The organism is Psychrobacter sp. DM4, from assembly GCF_051307035.1.
Lineage (GTDB): Bacteria > Pseudomonadota > Gammaproteobacteria > Pseudomonadales > Moraxellaceae > Psychrobacter.
In genome coordinates this window covers 2,621,325-2,639,423 of the sequence record NZ_CP195536.1, presented here as the reverse complement: position 1 = coordinate 2,639,423, position 18,099 = coordinate 2,621,325, and the positions used below count along the sequence as shown (strand labels likewise).

General features: G+C 44.6%; 18 protein-coding genes. 13 read left to right on the top strand and 5 right to left on the bottom strand.

The features are described 5' to 3' along the window. Positions 1-38: 38 nt before the first annotated feature. The 5 genes from atpD to ACR64G_RS11275 all read left to right on the top strand — a co-directional run bounded on the left by atpD (position 39) and on the right by ACR64G_RS11275 (position 5,393). Complete coding sequence (gene atpD, locus ACR64G_RS11295; protein WP_435979383.1) at positions 39-1,472, top strand: F0F1 ATP synthase subunit beta; 1,434 nt, start codon at positions 39-41, stop codon at positions 1,470-1,472. Positions 1,473-1,547: 75 nt separating this feature from the next. Further along, a complete protein-coding gene (locus ACR64G_RS11290; protein ID WP_435979382.1) occupies positions 1,548-1,964 on the top strand; it encodes a F0F1 ATP synthase subunit epsilon in 417 nt (138 codons plus the stop codon). Between the two features lie 506 nt (positions 1,965-2,470). Further along, positions 2,471-3,187 (top strand): response regulator, encoded by a 717-nt coding sequence (locus ACR64G_RS11285; protein WP_435979381.1) that lies wholly within the window; start codon positions 2,471-2,473, stop codon positions 3,185-3,187. A gap of 287 nt (positions 3,188-3,474) precedes the next feature. Further along, the gene (locus ACR64G_RS11280) at positions 3,475-5,160 is read left to right on the top strand and encodes an ATP-binding protein (RefSeq protein ID WP_435979380.1); all 1,686 of its coding nucleotides are present in this window, start codon (positions 3,475-3,477) and stop codon (positions 5,158-5,160) included. Positions 5,161-5,213: 53 nt separating this feature from the next. Continuing rightward, positions 5,214-5,393 carry a hypothetical protein gene (locus tag ACR64G_RS11275; protein ID WP_435979379.1) on the top strand — a complete coding sequence of 60 codons (180 nt, stop codon included), beginning with the start codon at positions 5,214-5,216 and terminating at the stop codon, positions 5,391-5,393. 37 nt (positions 5,394-5,430) lie between these two features. On the opposite strand, the gene ACR64G_RS11270 is transcribed toward ACR64G_RS11275, so the two are convergent. Next, positions 5,431-6,879 (bottom strand): ATP-binding protein, encoded by a 1,449-nt coding sequence (locus ACR64G_RS11270; protein WP_435979378.1) that lies wholly within the window; start codon positions 6,877-6,879, stop codon positions 5,431-5,433. Between the two features lie 263 nt (positions 6,880-7,142). Here ACR64G_RS11270 and rpsP point away from each other — a divergent pair, with 263 nt between their 5' ends. The 4 genes from rpsP (at position 7,143) to rplS (ending at position 9,517) form a co-directional block, all read left to right on the top strand. Next, positions 7,143-7,409 carry a 30S ribosomal protein S16 gene (gene rpsP / locus ACR64G_RS11265; RefSeq protein WP_435979377.1) on the top strand — a complete coding sequence of 89 codons (267 nt, stop codon included), beginning with the start codon at positions 7,143-7,145 and terminating at the stop codon, positions 7,407-7,409. A gap of 199 nt (positions 7,410-7,608) precedes the next feature. Then, positions 7,609-8,139 carry a ribosome maturation factor RimM gene (gene rimM / locus ACR64G_RS11260; protein WP_435979376.1) on the top strand — a complete coding sequence of 177 codons (531 nt, stop codon included), beginning with the start codon at positions 7,609-7,611 and terminating at the stop codon, positions 8,137-8,139. A gap of 6 nt (positions 8,140-8,145) precedes the next feature. Then, complete coding sequence (gene trmD / locus ACR64G_RS11255) at positions 8,146-8,916, top strand: tRNA (guanosine(37)-N1)-methyltransferase TrmD (protein ID WP_435979375.1); 771 nt, start codon at positions 8,146-8,148, stop codon at positions 8,914-8,916. A 169-nt stretch (positions 8,917-9,085) separates the two neighbouring features. Next, positions 9,086-9,517, top strand: a complete 432-nt coding sequence (rplS, locus tag ACR64G_RS11250; protein WP_435979374.1) for a 50S ribosomal protein L19 — start codon at positions 9,086-9,088, stop codon at positions 9,515-9,517. Positions 9,518-9,744: 227 nt separating this feature from the next. Here rplS and ACR64G_RS11245 read toward each other — a convergent pair whose 3' ends face one another. Then, positions 9,745-10,299 carry a DUF4442 domain-containing protein gene (locus tag ACR64G_RS11245; RefSeq protein ID WP_435979373.1) on the bottom strand — a complete coding sequence of 185 codons (555 nt, stop codon included), beginning with the start codon at positions 10,297-10,299 and terminating at the stop codon, positions 9,745-9,747. Between the two features lie 184 nt (positions 10,300-10,483). Between ACR64G_RS11245 and ACR64G_RS11240 the strand changes: the two genes are divergently transcribed. Both ACR64G_RS11240 and uvrC read left to right on the top strand, forming a co-directional pair. After that, the gene (locus tag ACR64G_RS11240) at positions 10,484-10,822 is read left to right on the top strand and encodes an HNH endonuclease (protein WP_435979372.1); all 339 of its coding nucleotides are present in this window, start codon (positions 10,484-10,486) and stop codon (positions 10,820-10,822) included. A 73-nt stretch (positions 10,823-10,895) separates the two neighbouring features. Further along, complete coding sequence (gene uvrC / locus ACR64G_RS11235; protein ID WP_435979371.1) at positions 10,896-12,767, top strand: excinuclease ABC subunit UvrC; 1,872 nt, start codon at positions 10,896-10,898, stop codon at positions 12,765-12,767. A gap of 105 nt (positions 12,768-12,872) precedes the next feature. On the opposite strand, the gene ACR64G_RS11230 is transcribed toward uvrC, so the two are convergent. Genes ACR64G_RS11230 through lgt form a run of 3 tightly spaced genes read right to left on the bottom strand, consistent with a single transcriptional unit; the run spans position 12,873 to position 15,269 of the window. Further along, a complete protein-coding gene (locus ACR64G_RS11230) occupies positions 12,873-13,454 on the bottom strand; it encodes a dihydrofolate reductase (RefSeq protein ID WP_435979370.1) in 582 nt (193 codons plus the stop codon). Between the two features lie 37 nt (positions 13,455-13,491). Then, complete coding sequence (locus tag ACR64G_RS11225) at positions 13,492-14,352, bottom strand: thymidylate synthase (protein ID WP_435979369.1); 861 nt, start codon at positions 14,350-14,352, stop codon at positions 13,492-13,494. Positions 14,353-14,384: 32 nt separating this feature from the next. Then, positions 14,385-15,269: a prolipoprotein diacylglyceryl transferase gene (gene lgt, locus ACR64G_RS11220; protein ID WP_435979368.1), complete on the bottom strand. Its 885-nt coding sequence runs from the start codon at positions 15,267-15,269 to the stop codon at positions 14,385-14,387. 224 nt (positions 15,270-15,493) lie between these two features. Between lgt and ACR64G_RS11215 the strand changes: the two genes are divergently transcribed. Then, positions 15,494-17,125: a mucoidy inhibitor MuiA family protein gene (locus ACR64G_RS11215; protein WP_435979367.1), complete on the top strand. Its 1,632-nt coding sequence runs from the start codon at positions 15,494-15,496 to the stop codon at positions 17,123-17,125. Positions 17,126-17,162: 37 nt separating this feature from the next. Next, the gene (locus tag ACR64G_RS11210; protein ID WP_435979366.1) at positions 17,163-17,990 is read left to right on the top strand and encodes an NRDE family protein; all 828 of its coding nucleotides are present in this window, start codon (positions 17,163-17,165) and stop codon (positions 17,988-17,990) included. Positions 17,991-18,099 lie beyond the last annotated feature (109 nt).

The following is an 18,099-nucleotide window of genomic DNA, read 5'->3' as shown; positions in this document are numbered from 1 at the left end:
ATAGATAATATAGAATATAGAATTCCAAGGAGAACGCAATGAGTAGCGGTCGTATTGTACAGATTATTGGCGCGGTTCTTGACGTTGAGTTCAACCGTGACGAAGTACCTTCAATCTATGATGCTTTGCAAGTAGATGGTACTGAGACCACTTTAGAAGTCCAGCAGCAACTAGGCGACGGTATTGTCCGTACTATTGCTATGGGCTCAACAGAAGGTCTAAAACGTAACTTGCCAGTGACTAATACTGGTGGCCCAATTGCCGTACCTGTAGGTATTGGTACATTAGGTCGTATCATGGATGTTCTGGGCCGTCCTATCGATGAAGAAGGTCCTGTAGTCGCTGATGAGCGCTGGTCTATTCACCGTGAAGCGCCAAGTTACGCGGATCAATCAAACAGTACTGAGCTTTTAGAGACGGGTATCAAGGTTATTGATTTGCTTTGCCCATTTGCTAAAGGGGGTAAGGTTGGTCTGTTTGGTGGTGCCGGTGTTGGTAAAACCGTCAACATGATGGAGCTGATCAACAACATCGCTCTAAAGCATGAAGGTCTATCGGTATTTGCAGGCGTTGGTGAGCGTACTCGTGAAGGTAATGATTTCTATCACGAAATGCAAGAAGCAGGCGTTGTCAACGTTGAAGACTTTAGCAAATCTAAAGTTGCGATGGTATATGGCCAGATGAATGAGCCACCGGGTAACCGTCTACGTGTTGCACTGTCAGGTCTTACGATGGCTGAGTATTTCCGTGATACCAAAGATCCTGCCACTGGCAAAGGTCGTGACGTACTCCTGTTCGTTGATAACATCTATCGTTATACGCTAGCGGGTACTGAAGTATCAGCACTATTAGGTCGTATGCCATCAGCGGTTGGTTATCAGCCAACACTAGCTGAAGAGATGGGTCTGCTTCAAGAGCGTATTACCTCAACGCAATCCGGTTCAATCACTTCTGTGCAAGCCGTTTACGTTCCAGCGGATGATTTGACGGATCCATCACCTGCAACGACATTTGCTCACTTAGATGCAACTGTTGTACTAAGCCGTGACATCGCCTCACAAGGTATCTATCCTGCGGTTGATCCGCTAGATTCAACGTCGCGTCAGCTCGATCCACAAGTAATCGGTGAAGAGCATTACAACGTAGCTCGCGGCGTGCAAGAAGTATTGCAGCGCTATAAAGAGCTTAAAGACATTATCGCTATCCTAGGTATGGATGAGCTATCAGAAGAAGATAAACTAGTCGTTTATCGCGCTCGTAAGATTCAGCGCTTCTTGTCTCAGCCTTTCCACGTGGCTGAAGTCTTTACAGGTGCGCCTGGTAAATATGTCTCACTACGCGACACTATTGCAAGCTTTAAAGCGATTATCGGAGGTGAATATGATGACCTACCAGAGCAAGCATTCTACATGGCAGGCGGTATCGACGAAGTAGTGGCAAAAGCTGAAAAAATGAAGTCTTCTGCTGCATAATCTACTCTAGACTGTGAGTAGGGCGATTGACTACTCACTTTATCAAGTAGCTACTTTTATAATAAGGAATTAGGTATGGCAACATTACAATGCCGCGTCGTAAGTGCTCGTGAAGAGTTATACTCAGGCGATATCAGTATGCTAATCGCAACGGGTATCGAGGGCGAGATTGGTGTATTGCCAGGTCATACGCCACTGATTACTTTATTAAAACCAGGCCCCATGCGCGTACAAGCGGCCAATGGTGAAGAAGAAGTTATCTATGTATCAGGCGGTGTACTAGAGATACAGCCAAAGATGGTAACGGTATTAGCAGATACCGCTATGCGTGCAAATAACCTTGACGAAAGTAAAATCGTCGAAGCGCGCAAAAAGGCAGAGCAGATGTTAGTGAATCAATCAGATACGGTACAGACCAACGCCGCCTTAGCTTCGTTAGCAGAGTCAGTAGCACAGCTGCAAACTATTCGTAAATTCCAAAACCGCGTTTAGTACTCTTACACGTTATGAAAAAACAGTCCATCATGGGCTGTTTTTTTATGTCTAAAATTTTAGTTTTCCTTGTAAAAGCCTTGCATACAGATTTTTCAATCATAATTATTGATATATAAGTAGTCAAGATTACAGTTAATCTGCCATTATGTTATTTATCGCAAAATAGTCGTTTTTGATAGTATCAAGCACAAGACTTTATGCCTTGCATCAAATAATATTAAGAATAGTAAGTGACAGTTATATTACTGAATAGCTGATAAAGTAATTATGTCTAGTTCAACCTCGTAGAGATATGAATTTTGGACGTTAACTAAAGTACTGATAGGTATTATTTATAGGTTTTGTTAACGTCTATAAGCTATAGTATAGGAAGCTAACAGTTTGGTAGTATACTGTGCTACTGCACTTGCACTACTTATATAAAGACAAGTCGAGCCGCTTTATTGGCATTTAATTTTAATAATTTATCGCTTTTTAATTTAGATGTATTAGAGGACAACACAATGACCACGAACGAAGAAGACAATACCCCGCGAATTTTGATCGTTGAGGATGATGAGCGTCTGGCTATGCTGACTCAAGATTATTTGGTCAAGAACGGCTTGGAAGTCGCTATAGAAACTGATGGTAATCGTGCTATTCGCCGTATCGTCAACGAGCAGCCAGATCTAGTCGTGCTCGATGTTATGTTGCCAGGCAGTGATGGCCTGACAGTATGCCGAGAAGTACGTCCGCATTATCAAAACCCTATTCTCATGCTGACAGCTCGCACTGAAGATATGGATCAAGTATTAGGTTTAGAGATGGGTGCTGACGACTACGTCGCAAAACCTGCTCAGCCGCGCGTACTGTTGGCTCGTATTCGTGCGTTATTGCGCCGTTCAGAGAATGCGCCATCTGAAGATGTACCGCAGCGCCTAGAGTTTGGTGAATTGGTTATAGATAACGGTGGACGTTCAGTGATGCTCAGCGATGAGTTGGTTGACTTTACCAGCGCTGAATACGATCTATTATGGTTGCTTGCTTCTAATGCAGGCCGTATTCTGTCACGTGAAGATATCTTTGAGCGCTTGCGTGGTATTGAGTATGATGGTCAGGATAGATCTATCGATGTTCGTATCTCGCGCATTCGTCCCAAGATTGGTGATGATCCAGAGAATCCAAAACGTATTAAGACGGTTCGTAGTAAAGGCTACTTATTCGTAAAAGAAGGCAATTAAACTATTGGATTGCTGATTGAGCGTTTACTCGTAGTGAACGTCTATGACAGTTAGCAGTGTATCAAAACCAGCATCAGGCTGGTTTTTTTATGGGTTTGCATTTAATTTTTAAACTTATAGTGCTCATTATATGGTTTAATTAGGCCATCATTAAACGCGTTAGCGAATGGAACACTATTTTGACAGGTGATGATGGGTTCATCGTCATTTATTAGCTGTTTTCTATCAAGCCTTGCTATCAGCGCTTTAGCATTTATCTCTACTTATAATAAGTGGTCACGGTACGTATGTCATTAGTCTCTTCTTTGAAACACAGTATTTTTGTCCGCATTTACGCTGGTCTCTTGATAGTTTGTTTGTGCGTAGCGCTATTCGCTCAGTTGTTAATGGAGACGATCAATAAAGAGCGTGTGCAGTCTTATCGCGAGGATATGGCAACAGGGGCTTTTTATCTTATTAGTGAAGGGATAGATCACCAAAAAGATGAGATACAACGAGAGTATTGGTTGTCTGACGCTAGCAGCCTGTTTGGGACTACATTTACGATCAAACCTACTGAAACGATAGACTTTACGTCAAACGAGCTTCGTCGTCTGGAGGACACTCAGACAGTAGTCCGCTATAGTAGTCAACCGACTTATGCAGATGTTTATCATAAGCTACCAGATGATAGCGGGGTTTTGACTGCTAGAGTATCGCAAGTGACTGAACAGCAGGTTCGTGCGATAGCCGTTTTCTTGTTAGATGATTTGTCTTATTACACTACGTTGTCTGAAAAACGCGCGCGTTTGAATGTACTAGAAGAGAAGTTTCCTTTTCCTTTAAGTTTTCAAGGTGTCAATGCGCTTAACTTAGATAGTGATCAGATGGCGCGACTTAGCCGCGATGAAGTCGTTATCTTATTGCAAGACACGAACAACAGCCAAAGCAATTCTTCACTCAAAATCGTAGTGCCATCCGAGATTAATGACATGGCGATCTTGATAGGCCCTGTACCCTTATTTAATTGGTTCCCGCTCAACTTGATTGTGAGCATGGTCTTAATCAGTATGTTCTTGATCAGTTTAGGAGTCTACGCGCTGATCTTCCCGCTTGAGCGCAAGCTACAGTTGATTCAAATCGGGGTCAATGAAGTCAGTCAAGGCAATCTAGATATACAAGTACAAGTGATAGGTCAAGATGAGATTGCACGGCTATCAGCTACTTTTAATGCGATGACTGAACATATTAAACGTCTCATTGAGTCTCAGCGCGAGCTTACCCGTGCGGTATCACACGAGCTGCGTACGCCTGTTGCTCGTATTCGTTTTGCTGTCGATATGCTGGCAGATACTGACGATGAGGAGTCGCGCTTTACGCAGCGTGACTATATTGACGAAGATATCGAAGCCTTGAATGGCTTAATTGATGAGATTTTAACCTATGCCAAACTCGAGGAAGGATCGCCAAAGCTCGATTTAGAACCTGTCAATCTAAAAGAGCTTATAGAGCAGATCGTGCGTGAGACCAATGCGTTGGGTAAAGATATCAAAATCGTCGGCAATCCACCAAGTGGCAAAGTCACTGCTATTGCTGATCGCCGCTATTTGCACCGCGTCATTCAGAACTTGGCAGGTAATGCTCTGCGTTATGCTGAGACAACGATTATCATCAGTGCGGGTGTTAGAAAAGGGGATGCTTTTGTGAGTGTCGAAGATGATGGACAGGGTATTCCAGAAGCTGATCGTGAAAAGGTCTTTATTCCTTTTGCGCGTTTAGATGATAGTCGTACGCGAGCGTCAGGCGGCTATGGCTTGGGCCTATCTATCGTCTCGCGTATTGCTTTTTGGTTTAGTGGTAGTATGAGTGTTGATGAGAGTCCAGAGCTTGGTGGTGCGCGATTTATTATGACATGGCCAATCAAACCTTTAACTCAAACTATTTCAGCAGATGAAATTACCCAAGAAAGAAGCGAACGTACTTTTGATAGCTAGATAAAGCATAGGGATGCATTGGAAAAACCACTTGAATAACAAGGAGAGTTAATATGCCATATCTGTTTGGTGGCTTAGTCTTATTGAATGCGTTAGCACTCGGCTACTTTTTATTTGTCAAGCAGCCGTCAACGACACAAAGCTTGCAAGAAGCGCAGGCACAAATCACTCAACCTTTGAGCTTTACTAACAGCGCTGAACACATTCCACCGCCTATCGGTACCAAAAAGTAGACATCACTTGAATTTCGCTACCGCAGATGTCGTTTATTTACGACTTATGATCTAATTTTTTAGTTGGCATGCGATCCTCGCCTGTAACTTTTGAGAGTAGGGGTATGCGTATGCACACTTGCAAGCCGCCATCAGGATGGTTTATAGCTTCAACAGTGCCATGATGAAGATGTGCGATTCGATTGACAATTGCCAGACCTAGTCCACTACCTTGAGTGGTACGCGCTGTCTCACCGCGCTCAAAGGGCTGCATAATACGCTCCAACTGATCCTCTGCGACCCCTTCACCACAATCACGTACACATATCACTAGCTGCTCTTGCGCCTCTATATTGACTTCGCTCTCACTAACGACGTCCGCATCTTCTACGACTACAGTCTCTATAAAAGTCGGAACTACAGTCGCTGAGAGGGTTATAGGCGGCTTACCATAACGCTTAGCATTATTAACCAAATTAATCACAAGGCGCTTGATAGATAGCGGTCTTACCGGTACGAGCTTGTGACATTCTGACTGATAAATAAAAGACATAGGCGCGAATTGAACCATGATCTCATTGAATATCGTGTCCAAATTTGTCAAACGTACTGGCTCATCAGAGCCATCTTTCATGTAGGAGATAAACTGCTCCAAGATGGCATCCATATCCTCGACATCATAGATTAAACCTTCTCGAAAAAAGTCATCAGGTAACATCTCGGCAGTTAGGCGCATACGGGTAAGCGGTGTACGCAAATCATGAGAGATACCAGCGAGCATGATTGTACGCTCTTTTTGAGCTTGATTGAGGGTAGTGAATAGACGATTAAAGGCTGTGTTCACTTGCCTGATTTCGGTAGGACCGCTACCTGTTGGCAACGTAGTCGCATGACCCAAATGAATATAATTGGTTGCCGCACGCTGTAGATAACGCAACGGTCGGTTCAACTGTTGCACCAACAAAATAATCGTTAACAGAGTTAATATGGGTAAACCGATCAAAAACAGCACTAAGAGCACAGGACTATACTGAGAGTAGTAAACCACAGGCTCACGAATCCAAAAACTCTTATCACCGCTATCTTGTACCCAAAGCTGCGGCGTTGGTTTGAATTTGAAATACACCTCTACAGGTCGTCCAAGCTGAGCGCTAATCTCGTTTTGCAACACATCAGTGAACAAACCCACAAAGGCTTTGTCTTCTACTTGCGGAAAATCATTAGGACTATCGACGACGACGACATGTGAATGCTGATAAATCCATTGACGAACTCTAGGATCATCTCGCCAATCTTCTCGAACCCCGCTCATTAGTCGCAGCTCACTGGTCAGATAACGAGCGTGATTTTTGAGCTCCGGTAAATACAAACTGCGCCAAAAAAACAAAATAGTTAAGCCGACACTAATAAGTACGATAAAAGCGACCGTTAAGGTTGTCAGCCAACTGTTCGAGTAAGATCGTTCAGACCAGCTTTTACGGCGTAGCGGAGCAGGAGGTATGGCCATAACCAGTTTCAGCACTTATGATAGGTGTTGTAAAGTATAGTGCAATAGCGGGTGGCATGCTATGACAACCAGCGACTCTTATCATTTATAGGTACCGAGTATAGACACGCTTACCTTTTTTGAGCGGTCATCATGATGGCAAGTAAGCGCTGTTTGAGCAGTGGTTGCTTAATAAGTAAATAAATATAGTTTATATGTTCAATATACGAAGTCTATGATATAATTATGCCCTTTTTGGTATACCTGCGAAAGAGAGAATTCACATGGTTGTTATTCGTTTAGCACGGGGCGGTGCCAAGAAACGCCCATTTTATCAAGTAGTTGTTGCTGATCAACGCCGCGCGCGTGATGGTCGCTACATTGAGAACATTGGCTTTTTTAACCCGCTCGCCAAAGAGTCAGAAGAAGCAGTACGTTTGAACATGGAGACGTACAATGCTTGGATCGAAAAAGGTGCACAACCTTCAGATCGCGTGGCTTCTTTGGTAAAGGCTTACAACAAGTCTGCTAATGCAGAAGTAAGCGCTTAAGTTTTAGCGATTACTTTTAAGTTAGCGATCGCTTAATAAATACCTTGAGTACAAATTAAGCGGTTTGAAATATTAGCGTAACTGGCATAGCCAGCAGGCGCGATTAGTTGTTTATTATTTTTGTTAGTCATAGCTTATCTCTTTGTTATAGCTGTTTTTGTGAGTTATAACTTAGTTAGCTACTGTCAGGTTAACCGTTATGTCTACCCCTACTGCTGATACTCTTATGAAAATCGGCCAGCTCAAAAAGCCTTATGGCATAAAGGGCTGGTTATGGGTATTTAGTGATACTGATGACCGTGCGGCAATATTTGACATGCAGCCGTGGTGGATGAAAACAGCCACTGGCATGAAGCCACTGACCGTAAAAGCTTGGCGCGAACAAGGTACAGGCCTTGTGGCTCAATTTGAGCAAGTGCCTGATCGTAATGTCGCTGAAACGATGAATGGTGTCACCCTCTGGGTCGAGCAAAATGTGTTGCCTGCGACTAATGAAGACGAGTACTACTGGTCAGATTTGGTAGGTTTAAAGGTAACAAATGAGCAGGACGAGTATTTGGGCGATATCGCTGAGATGTTCGAAACTGGAGCTCATGACATTATGCGCGTTGCGACAACGTCAGACAGCTTAGACAATGAAGAGCGTCTGATACCGTGGCACAAGCAAACGGTATTACAAGTCGATATGGCTCGTAAAACCGTTCTTGTGGCTTGGCTAAGTGATTATTGACGCCTGATGTATTTTGCCGTAATAAGTATTTTTCCTGAGATGTTTGTGTCGATTCGTGAGTTTGGTATCACAGGTCGGGCAGTCTCTCAGAATCAAGTTACGATAGAATGCATCAATCCTCGCGACTATACCACTGACAATTATCGCCGTATCGACGATCGTCCTTTTGGGGGTGGTCCTGGTATGGTCATGATGGCAGAGCCCCTAGCGCAAGCTATCGAGGATGCCAAGTTGCGAGCTGCCAAGCATGGTTGCCGTATCAGCGCCGCGAGATGTCCGGTGATTTATATGTCGCCGCAAGGACAGACGCTCAGTGAGTCTAGTGTGGTCGATATGGCCGAGTACGATGGCATGATTTTATTATGCGGTCGTTACGAAGGTATCGATGAGCGCTTACTATCGCACTATGTTGATATGGAAGTGTCACTGGGTGATTATGTACTTACAGGTGGTGAGCTACCAGCAATGGTAGTGATGGACAGTGTAATACGTCGTTTGCCTGATATTATGGGCGATGATAAGTCCGCTCAGCAAGACTCGTTCGTCAATGGCTTGCTGGACTGTCCACACTATACTAAGCCTCATGAGTTCGCTGGTATGAAGGTTCCTGAGGTACTACTTTCAGGTCATCATGCCAATATTGCTAAGTGGCGCTTTGGTCAACAGGTCACTCGTACTCAAATACGGCGTCCAGATCTATGGCAAGCATTTGTGCCAACGCCTGCGCAAGAAAAATGGCTCAAGGCGTTGGCTAAAGAAAACAAAAATAGTAATTAAGATCAAGTATTAGTGTAAATAATATTAGAACGTGCTGTTTATTTATGGCCGTATCTTAACCCCTTTATGTTGTATCCCATCGTAAATTATCGATGATGGATATAATCAATTATTACAAACAGGTGATATGCGTAAAGCCTCTATTATCTAATGTGAGGAGATAACTCTCATGAGCAATAAGCATCCATTGGTTCAAAGTGTTGAAAATTCTCAACTGGTAGAACGCCCAAGTTTCAGCCCTGGCGATACTGTCGTCGTACAAGTAAAAGTACGTGAAGGTGAGCGTGAGCGTCTACAGGCTTTTGAAGGCGTCGTTATCGCTAAGCGTAATCGCGGTTTAAACTCTGCATTTACCGTTCGTAAAATCTCAAGCGGCGTTGGTGTTGAGCGTGCATTCCAGTTGCATTCACCTATTATTGATAGTATCGAAGTGAAGCGTCGCGGCGCGGTTCGTCGTGCGAAACTGTACTACTTACGTGAGCGTTCTGGTAAATCAGCACGTATCCGCGAAAAGCTCGGCGCACGTCCAGTAAAGCAGGGTGCTCAGAAGAAAACTGACGCCGGCGTTCCTGACGCGGTTGATACGGCTCCTGGTATCTAAGGTATCGAGCATAAGTATCAAAGCTCAAGCTGTCTTTGATTATAAAGATCAGCAATATGCCCTTATTCATAGGTTTATTTATAAATAAGTAGGCATACCAAAAAAGACAAAACCCCAATCTAGCGAATGTTAGATTGGGGTTTTTGTATGGACATCTATTAAACAGGGATTTAGATTAAACAGGGGTCTAGAAGGTTATGTGAGTTGTCGATTCTGTGTTTAGCCTACTAATCAGGGATAGGCATGCGGCTATTTTGTTCATTAGATTTACTGTGCTTACGTAAGCGGATATAGAGATTTTTGGTCACTGTGGCGACGATTTTTTGCTGTTCATCGACGACATCTACAGTATATTCGCGAAACACAGCTTCTCCATTTTCAGTAAGTGTCTTGATGGTAGCAATCTCACCAGTAGGCACTTTGATACGAGCAGTGACTTTGCTGTTGCCAGGCGCGACAAAATCTATATGTGAGCTTTTGTCCCAGACTACATATTTATTGCCCAACTGATGCATGAGCATCAGCATATAGAACGGATCAACCATAGAGTAGAGGCTGCCACCGAACTGCGTGCCTACGATATTTTTGTTCAAAGCAGTTAGACCCATGCTGACAACACAAAGCCCTTGATCCAAATCAACATAATCGATTTTGATACCTGCACCGATATAAGGCGCATAGGTATTGATACGTAATTTGAGTAAATACGGTGTGAGTAGCGGCACTATATTTTTTTTGGTATTACGCTTTAGGGTTTCAAATCGCTTGGGTAGCAGTCGCATCGGGTTATCCTTTTATCTTGCACAGCCCTGTCTAGCGACTGTAATGAGTACTGATCAAAAAACCTATCATAAGTAAAAGCAGTCAGCGCTACTAGTCTTAATGCGTAAGCAAAATGGCTTTGTTAATGGTCATACTGACCCCATTAATGAACCATATAGGATACAAAGTAAAAGGTATACTACTATGCCCCAAGATTATGATGCTGATACGACAACACAAAATCTAGAGCACTGCCAGCTATGTAGTCGTGATGAGCTAGTATTAACGCGCCATCACCTGATACCAAGGTCGCGCCATAATAAATCACGTACGCAGCGCTACTTTAGCCGCGAGGAGATGAAAACAGATATCGCTATGCTATGCCGTCCATGTCATAGCCAAATCCATAGCATATTCGACAATCATGAACTGGCTAATTACTATCATACGATAGAACGTCTACAAGCGCATAGCGAAGTACAGAAGTTCATAAAATGGGTCAAAAAACGCCCTCCAGATCTTAAGATAAGGGTAAAACGCTGAGCGCCTTTCTTGTAAAATCTCTATTATTGCCCCATCATTAACTCTAACTTAGCATTTATGAGCTTTACTGTTTATGGACAAGGTCTCAGTCGTAGATATCACGGATAAAAAATCAATAGATAGTAGTAAAGAAGATAAGCAACTGCGTCTAAAACATCTGATAAAGCGCCTGCCAAATTTGCCAGGGGCCTACAAGATGTTAGGCAAAAATGGCGATATTCTCTATGTTGGTAAAGCCAAATCCTTAAAAAGTCGCGTCAACAGCTACTTTGCCAAGACGATCGATCACCCCAAAACGCGCGCATTAGTTGCTCGTATCCACAACATCGAAACCATTATTACTCGTAGTGAAACCGAAGCGCTATTGCTTGAGCAAAACCTCATCAAAGAGTATCGTCCGCCCTATAATGTGCTGCTACGTGACGATAAATCCTACCTTTATGTGTTCATCTCAGCCGATAAGCCTTATCCTCGGCTGGCTTATGGACGCGGCAAAGGCAATCATCAAAAAGGACGGTTCTTTGGGCCGTTTCCATCAGCGCATGCGGCAAAAGAGACGCTAGTGCTCATGCAAAAGATGTTTCAAATGCGCCAATGTACCAATACCTTTTTTAAGCAGCGTAAACGCCCTTGTCTCGAATACCAGATCAAGCGTTGCCGTGCGCCCTGCGTCGGTCTGGTGTCGCCTGAAGAGTACGCGGAAGACGTTAGCAATACTATTCGATTTTTAAAGGGTGATTCAAGCGATATTCATAGTGCATTGATTCATAAAATGGAAGGCGCAGCTGACGAATTGGATTTTGAAAAGGCAGTCTTTTATCGTGATCAGCTCTCTATGCTACGTGAAGTACAAGCGCGCCAAGCGGTCTACACCGTACAAGGTGAGGCTGATGTCATTGCGATATCGAGTCAAGCAGGCATGAGCTGCGTCAATGTGCTCACGGTACGCGGCGGTCGTGTACTGGGTGGTAAGAACTATTTCCCTGATGTCGACAGTAGCGAGCCACTCGCGGATAACTTATCGGCCTTTATTACTTCATTCTATTTCCAAGTCACCGACGATTTGCCAGCAGAAATTATACTCAGTCATGAACTGCCTGATCAGACGGCAGTGAGTGAGGCACTCGCTACCCATTTTGGCAGTAAAGTCGTTATCAAAACCAATGTCCGTGAGCACCGCTCAGAATGGTTAGATTTAGCAAAACTAAATACCAACAATGCGCTTAAGACAAAGCTAGGCGATTATTTGGAGCTACATGCGCGATTTGGTGCGCTCAAAGACGTATTGACCGATGTTACTGATCGCACGATTGATCGTATTGAATGCTTCGATATCTCGCATACGATGGGTGAGGCGACGATTGGGAGCTGCGTGGTTTTTGATCAAGGTGGTTCACGCCGTCGTGATTATCGTCAGTATGCGATTCATGACATCAAAGGCGGTGATGACTATGCGGCGATGAAGCAAGTGCTCACGCGTCGCTATAAGAAGCAGCCGCTACCTGATCTATTACTCGTAGATGGTGGTAAAGGTCAGCTGGGTATTGCAAAAGAGGTACTAATAGAATTAGGTGTTTTAGGTGATACGCTACTGATCAGTGTGGCAAAAGGTGAGGGGCGCAAAGCGGGACTTGAAGTCTTGCACTTTATCGATCATGAGCCGCTTGACTTGCCTATGGACAGCAAAGCACTCCATTTGCTCATGCACATTCGTGATGAGGCGCATCGATTTGCTATTACCGCTCACCGCAAAAAGCGTGATAAACGTCGCTCATCGTCGGTGTTAGAGGTCATACCGGGACTGGGTGAAAAGCGTCGCCGCGATTTACTTAACCATTTTGGTGGATTGCAAAAGCTACTTGGTGCCTCTCAGCAAGAGCTAGCTGGCGTCACAGGTATCGGCCCGGTACTGGCAAAGACTATTTATAAAGTATTGCATGAGTGATCTGATTGCTTATGAGAAATGACAATAGCGATACCGCTATTGTCATTCTAGATGTATCAACTTCTAATAAATATGAGCTAGATTTTAACCGAACGTTTTTGCATATTAACCGTCTTTTCTCTTATACGTTGTAAACTTAAAACCTAACTCACTTTTATCATCATGCATCTGCTCAGACTCTTGCGCGGTTTCAAAGTCATCAGGCAGCTCTGGATAAAAGGCATCGCCGTTCTCAATCTGTGTATCGACATGGGTGAGCTCAATACGATCGGTGTACATTATCGCGTCTTTAAATACTTTCTCACCGCCGATAATCCAAATGGTCTCAAGATGCGCGCCATGCGCTAGGCTCGCCGCTTGCGTCAATGCATCATCCAAATTGTGCATGACATAAGTATTATCGGTATCTACTAGTCCTTTTTGTTCAGCGTAATCCATCTGCGCGCTGATAATGAAGTTGGCACGCTTTGGCAGCGGTTTGCTGTTCATGGACTCAAACGTTTTGCGACCCATAATGACGATACCCTGAATGCTATCTTTATGGTCAGTATCGCTAGCTTTAGTGGTCATTTTTTTGAAATGCTGGAGATCCGCTGAGATATGCCATGGGAGTGCATTATCTTTTCCAATACAGCGATCACGACTGATAGCAGCGATTTGGGCAACTTCGGTGTGGGCATAGCTCATAACCTATCCTTATGGTTTTTATTAAATTAAAAGTTACTCATACCGCGACTTTGGCTTTAATCGCCGGATGTGATTGATAACTGTCAACGCTGATATCCTCGTACTCAAAGGCAAAGATGTCATGGACGTCAGCATTTAGCGTTAGTGTCGGTAGTGGCAAGCGTGTACGTGATAGTTGCAACTCAGCCTGCTCGCGGTGGTTTTGATAGATGTGACAATCACCGCCTGTCCAGATAAACTCACCAACCTCTAAGCTGCATACTTGCGCGACCATGTGAGTCAACAGCGCGTAACTGGCAATGTTAAACGGTACGCCCAAAAACAGATCGGCTGAGCGCTGATAGAGCTGGCACGATAGCTTATTGTCCGCGACAAAGAATTGAAATAGAGTATGACAAGGCGGCAGGGCGACTTGATTGGCCTCGCTTGGGTTCCAACCTGAGACGATCAAGCGCCGCGAGTTGGGATTGGTCTTTATTTGCTCAATGACTTCTGTGATTTGATCAACGCCATCACTGTTATAGCTACCATCTTCGCTTTTGCTGGCGCCGTAATTGCGCCACTGATGACCATATACGGGTCCCAAATCGCCTTCTGAACGATTAAAACGTGCCGTTTGCGCGCCCGTCGCCCATTCATTCCAGATGCGTACGCCATGTTGTTGTAAGTATCCGACATGAGTGCTACCGCTCAAGAACCATAATAGCTCGTAAGCAATAGACTTAAAATGTACTTTTTTGGTTGTTAACAAAGGGAAACCGGCGCTCAAATCAAAACGCAATTGCGCACCGAAATGACTGAGCGTACCTGTGCCTGTACGATCCCCTTTTTCGGTGCCGTTTTCCAACACGTATTGGAGTAGATCAAGATAAGCCTGCTCATTGTTACTGCTAATCATACAAATACTCTCTAACTCTATAAAATAAGGCTTTAGTAAGCCGCTTGCTTGCCCCAGTCGTATACGCCGCGTCTGTAAGCCCAAATAATCAGTACGATACCGATAATGATCATTGGCGCGCTCAGGATCTGTCCCTTGGTGACCCAGCCTAATAAAATAAAGCCTTGATCAGCATCCGGTTGACGGAAGAACTCAGTGATAAAACGACTAAAGCCATAACCTAGCATAAAGACGCCAGTGACCGCCATACGTGGACGCGGTTTTGAGGAGTACCACCATAGTAATATGAACAGTAGCAGACCTTCGGTAAGCGCTTGATATAGCTGCGAGGGGTGACGCGGCAATAAATACTGTCCGTTGACCTCAGTCATCAAGGTTTGCAGCGCAGGATTGTCTTGTAGCAGTTGCATATCATATGCCGCCGCTTGCGGAAAGTACGTTAGCCAGTTGTAGGCACCATCAGAGACACGTCCCCATAGCTCGCCATTAATATAGTTACCTATGCGCCCAAATAGTAATCCCGTTGGCACGCAAGGGACGATAAAATCGAGTACTTGAAAGGGAGTTTTTTTGTACTTACGGGCAAAATACAACATGCCAAGCGCAACACCGATGAGACCACCGTGAAAGGACATACCACCCTCCCAGACTTTGAGCAGGTAGGCGGGGTTCTGTAATAGTTCATCGAACTGATAAAACAACACGTAACCAATACGGCCACCTAAGATGACCCCAAGCGCACCAAAGAACACCAAGTCTGAGACCATGTCTGTCGACCAAGCCTCGCGCTTGGTGCTGCGATACCATGCCAGCCCAAAAGCCGCGGCAAAGGCCAGCAAATACATAAAGCCATACCAGTGGACTTCAACAGGGCCAAGTGACAAGGCAACAGGGTCATACTGGGGATGAATCATCATAGAGTAGTCGTAATATAGATAATAAGATGGCGTTCATGATAGCAAATTTCAGAGTCACGAACACTAGTTTCGAGCGTATCAGAACACTGCACTTTTATAAAATAGGTTCCATTGATTAATACTGCTTGGCTGCCATAAGGACAGAAGATAGCAATGCTACAAAAAAACCGCTAATATTAAAAATATTATATTGAACTTTGGAAGGCTAGTCTTGAGGGAATATCATGCGTAATAATGCAATGAAGACAATGATGCCGAATAAAACTCTAACCGCATTCAATGTGACTGGGTTGAGCGTTACTATAAGCTTAGCAGCTGGTTTGATTTCGATCTCCGCTCAAGCGGCTCAAAGCACCATAGAGCAAGTAACGATCTATCAAGGTCTTGCTAGTGTAACGCGCAGTTTACCTGTGACTGGTAGCGGCGAGCAGACGCTCGTGTTCTCTTGCTTATCACCTGATATCGATAAAGAAAGCTTGAGCGTACAGGCGCTAGGCGGCGTCAATATTGGTGAAGTGAGTATCCAAGATCTGAGCGGTGAGCAAGCTACTCAATGCCAATATCAAGGCGATGCGAACGTAAGGACGCAGCAAAGCATCTTAGCGGATATTAATGCTGAATTAGAAGCGGCTTATTTGACTAAGACTTATTTGCAAAATTTAGCCAAAGTCACTCAGATTAGCATGGATGGCACATTGGCTAATAATGTGCGCGATTTACAAGCAGAAGCTAGCACACTTAATAAAACCATTCTCGACATCCAGCAGCGACAAACACAAGCGCAAGACGCGCTCAATCAGTTGATGGCAGGAAGTACGACTTCTACTCAAAATAGTGTGACACAAGTGAGCGTACGAGTTGCGAGCCGTACCCCAAGTACGGTTAAGCTCGATTACCAAGTGCGCGGTGCCAGTTGGCAGCCAACTTATCAAGCGCGTTTAAATACCAATACCGAACAGCTCAGCCTTACTGCCTCTGCTATTATCGCGCAGCAAACAGGTGAGAACTGGGCCAATATACCGTTGACTCTGAGTACGGTTAATCCCAATCAGCGCACTACAGGGCGTTTACCACGAGTCAATCGTTTAGGATTATATGATGAAAACCAAAACCAGCTGACCAAACGTATGTCACCTGTGATGGCAGTACCTATGGTCGTGTCAGCTGATATGGCTTATGAGGATGTAGTAGGATCAAGTGGAGAGCCGCTACCAAGCTTTACTGTAAGTAGCCAAAACAAAAACGGCATTGTCGAATATAAGTTACCACAGCGGGTTAGTATTCCAAGTGACGGCAGACGCGTGCGTACCGTCATCGACAAGCAATCTGGCAGTAGTAAATTATGGATTCGCAGCACACCAAGTATTGAGACGGCAGGCTACTGGTATGCTTCAGCGCCATTTTTGACCCCAGCTTGGGTGGACGGCTCGCTACAATTGTACCGCGATGACAATTACGTCGGTCAGTCGCGCTTTAGCTATCAGACCCTAAAGGAGCAAGGTATTGGTTTCGGTATAGATTCAAACACACTTGTCAAAGAATTAGTCAATGAGGACAAACAAGGCGAAAAAGGGGTCTTGAATCGAACGCAGACCTTGACGACCACTGAAGCTTACCAGTTCACAAGCCAGCACAATCGTCCGATGCGCTTGCAAGTATTGGGCAGTGAGCCCATCAGCCGCGATGACGATCTAAAAGTTATGGTGACTCATACGCCGCCGGTCACTGAGCGCAACTGGAATGACAATCAAGGTATGGTGGCTTGGGAGTTCACACTACCAAGCACGAGCTCACAAATCATACAATCCGTATCGAAAGTCAGTTATCCTGCGGATAAGGTATTGACTGGTAACTGATATGAATATTCAAGCTTATTATTAATAAAGGATAACTATGTGTATTGTCGCTATCGCTTGGCAGCTCTTTGACGATTTACCTCTCATACTACTGTCCAATCGTGATGAGTTTCTTGAACGTCCGACCACACCAGTACATCAGTGGGATGATGCGCCTATATTCGCAGGAAGAGACAATAGAAGCGGCGGCACTTGGCTCGGTATTCACCAAAACCCAAGTATTCACCAAAGCAAAGACATTGAAGGTACACAACAAAATGGACGCTGGGCGGCGGTACTGAACTTTCGTGATGGAGTACAGGCACGAGAGCATGAACGTTCGCGCGGTGAGCTGGTGACTAAATTTTTGCGCGGTACTCAAAGCCCCATGGACTTTGCTCGGCAGATCAAGTTGCAAGAGTACGCAGGGTTTAATCTTATCATTGGGGATGCGCAGCAAGCCGTCGCTGTTAATAACCGTGGCCATGCACCAACGCCTTTGTATGCAGGTTTACATGTGTTATCCAACGGACAGTTTGATGATAACTGGTTTAAGACCCAAAGGCTACGCGGCCGTTTGCGTCAAGAAGTATTGCCACTCATCGCCGAGGACAGTCATCCTGACTACTGGCAGCCAGCAGCATTCGATGTGCTGTCCGATGTGACCCCTGCGCCAGCAGAGCAATTGCCTGAGACAGGTGTGCCAAAACGTATAGAGCAAGCATTATCTTCGGTCTATATTGATGCTGTAGCTCTAGGTAATAGTGAAACACAGATGCCAAGCTATGGTACTCGCACGCAAAGTATTTTAACTTTGTGTCGTGAAAGGAATGAGTCAGAAATAAAAGCGCAACTCATTAGCCGTGAAACAGAGAATGCTAAATAAATAGGTCTCAATCCAAAAGCTTTATCTCTCACGATAATTCAGACATAAAAAAATGCTCACCATAGTATCTAGTTTTTTAGACATTACAGGGAGCATTTTTATTTCGACG